At 47.9% G+C, this 2553-nt stretch carries 5 protein-coding genes; all 5 read left to right on the forward strand.

Annotated features, from left to right (window positions below; genetic code table 11):
* The coding region (locus ACESLU_RS14100; RefSeq protein ID WP_372639270.1) for a DoxX family protein at positions 1–331 on the forward strand (331 nt) is incomplete at its 5' end.
* Positions 332–338: 7 nt separating this feature from the next.
* A complete protein-coding gene (locus ACESLU_RS14105) occupies positions 339–776 on the forward strand; it encodes a DsrE family protein (RefSeq protein WP_372639271.1) in 438 nt (145 codons plus the stop codon).
* A gap of 18 nt (positions 777–794) precedes the next feature.
* Positions 795–1037, forward strand: coding sequence for a hypothetical protein (locus ACESLU_RS14110; protein ID WP_372639272.1), 243 nt, complete (start codon positions 795–797; stop codon positions 1035–1037).
* A gap of 10 nt (positions 1038–1047) precedes the next feature.
* Positions 1048–1620, forward strand: a complete 573-nt coding sequence (locus tag ACESLU_RS14115) for a TlpA family protein disulfide reductase (protein ID WP_372639273.1) — start codon at positions 1048–1050, stop codon at positions 1618–1620.
* A gap of 40 nt (positions 1621–1660) precedes the next feature.
* On the forward strand, positions 1661–2553 hold an 893-nt coding region (locus tag ACESLU_RS14120), incomplete at its 3' end, for a protein-disulfide reductase DsbD domain-containing protein (protein ID WP_372639274.1).

Below are 2553 nucleotides of genomic sequence, written 5' to 3' on the forward strand. Positions count from 1 at the left end.
GCAATCCCATGCTGTCACGGAGCGGTTGTTAAACATTGAGTTAGGGCAGATCCTGGGAAGTTATATCCCTCCCGAACCCCTGGTCTTCCTCTCCGGGATAGGGATGGTACTGACTGCTGTAGCACTAATCCTTGGCTACCGTACAAAGCAGGCAGCTCTTGTACTAATCCTGATCCTTATCCCCATTACCGTTACCGTGCAAACCCAGGGTATGCACACCCTGGGGCCCCTTTTTAAAAATATAGGGCTGCTCGGCGGACTTATTTATTTTTCTGCCAATGGCAGTTGTCCCTATTCCCTCGATCAAAAATTTCAACTACAAAAAGCATAATTCACCCATGTTTACAATCAAACAAATATGTACTGCGTTTTTACTAAGTGTCATCATTGTTCCCGGTGTCTCCAGCCAGCCTGTCGAACCCAATGGGCAGACGCGAATACATCCTGGCACAGAGCAAGATTATGCCATGCTGGTTCGAAATTATAACCACCTGCGGGCCGCTGTAAAAACCGTAGATATGCTTTCCGATGATAACCACAATATCGGGAATTTTGAAGTCATACTCTGCGGTAATAAGATCACTCAAATAAACAGCAACGAAGATCTTATTAATGAAGCTCAGCAAAAGGGAATTACAATTACTGCCTGTGGAATGTCAATGAACAAATTTTCGATCGATGAATCGGAACTCCCGGATGGTGTACAGGTTGTCCAGAACGGCCTGATTCGCATCTTCGACCTGCAGGAAAAAGGATATCAAACCATCACATTATAACGACCACCGGCAATGACGATGCAGCATTTAAATCGGCATAAAGAAATTCTGCTCCTGCTTGCCATAGCCTTTATCCTGGGCTTTGTCTCCATCGATCTGTTTGGCAACCAGCAAAAGAATTCCGAACTGCTGAACTCGGGTACAACTATTGTGCCCTCGACGCTGAGCGGACGGGCAGCCTGCAAGATCCCCGCTCTGAATAAGTCTGATAGATCCAAAAAAACAGACGTTTCTACAGAAACTAAAAAATTAAAGAATTAACTTTTCCATTATGAACATTATCTACTTCACAAAACAACTTCTGTTCAGTTTCAGCATTGCGGTTTTGCTTATGTCTTGCGACACGGCCAAAGAACAGCCGTCAAATGATACGAATACTGCTCAAACAGCTTCCGAAACAGCCGGAACTCAAAATAACGAGCAGGAATTTAAAGATGCTCCCGATTTTACCCTCAAAACAATGGAGGGAGAGGAATTTACCCTGTCCGACCAGCAGGGACGTATTGTCGTACTCAACTTTTGGGCTACCTGGTGCGCTCCCTGCCGTAAAGAGATTCCCGACTTCATGGAGCTCCATGAAGAATTAAATGACAATGGCGTCCTTTTTGCCGGTGTTTCACTTGACGAGGAAGGGTGGGAAAAGGTACGTCCCTATGCCGAAGATATGGGCATCAATTATCCCATCATGGTTGACGACGGAAGTGTTTCGCGTGAGTATGGACCTATTCGCGCCATACCCACAACCTTCATCATTAATAAAAAGGGACAGGTCGAATACGTCGCACCGGGCATGCTCACGAAAGACAAACTGCAGCCCCTACTTGAAAAGCTGGCGGCCCGATAAGGATGATCTACAAATTCTCTGATTCTAAAATTAAAATTCTATGAACGTATTCAAACCCAGGCATTTGTTTTCAACGCTCCTTTTTCTGCTGATATCCCTGCCCGTTATGGGTCAGGGACAGTCTTTCGCCGGTCCAGACAATGCGGGCGGAACCCTGGATAAAGTTTCGATAGAGGTCAGTTCCGGCCAGGACTCCGTGCAGGCGGGATCGGAACTGAAATTTGCCATTGCCATGAATATCGATGAAGGATGGCATCTCAATGCCCATAATCCCCCCCTCGATTACCTTATCGGTGTTGAGCTGGATATGTCAACCAGCGACCAGGCCATTGTTTCAGATATTCAGTATCCCACTCCGCTGCAGAAAAAATTCAATTTTGCCGAAGAGATATTGGATGTCTATGAAGGTACTTCCCACGTGGTGCTTAAGGCAAAAACCGGCAGTAACCTGGAACCGGGAACCTACCGGCTCGACGGAACATTAACCATCCAGGCGTGCAGCGACGAGGTTTGCCTGCCGCCCAGTACGGTCGAGCTCGAATTTCCGTTTACCGTTGGCAGTCAAGATATCCCGGCCAATGTTGACCTTTTTGACGGACTCGATGAAAACCGCGGATCGGTATCCCAGTCAGGCAATGAAATTGCCTCCATGTTTAACGAACAGGGTTCGCTCTGGGCATTCCTGAGCATTTTCCTGATCGGCCTCGCGCTCAATCTGACCCCCTGCGTCTATCCCATGATGTCTGTTACCGTATCGCTGTTCGGCGGCAATGCCCGGGATGGCGTATCAACAGGCAGAACCTTTTCCCGGGCCCTGGTGTATGTGATGGGTATCGTTTCGATGTATAGCGTTTTGGGCGTGGCGGCCGCCTTTACCGGGAATCTTTTCGGCAGCTGGATGCAGAGTCCCTGGGTGTTAGCCGGAATTGGCGT

The sequence above is a fragment of the Fodinibius sp. genome, assembly GCF_041642155.1.
Lineage (GTDB): Bacteria > Bacteroidota > Rhodothermia > Balneolales > Balneolaceae > Fodinibius.

Bases quoted from the DNA above. Each gene is read 5' to 3' on its own strand.
- ACESLU_RS14110 (WP_372639272.1), top strand. From the start codon at position 795: ATGCAGCATTTAAATCGGCATAAAGAAATTCTGCTCCTGCTTGCCATA.
- ACESLU_RS14105 (WP_372639271.1), top strand. From the start codon at position 339: ATGTTTACAATCAAACAAATATGTACTGCGTTTTTACTAAGTGTCATC.
- ACESLU_RS14115 (WP_372639273.1), top strand. From the start codon at position 1,048: ATGAACATTATCTACTTCACAAAACAACTTCTGTTCAGTTTCAGCATT.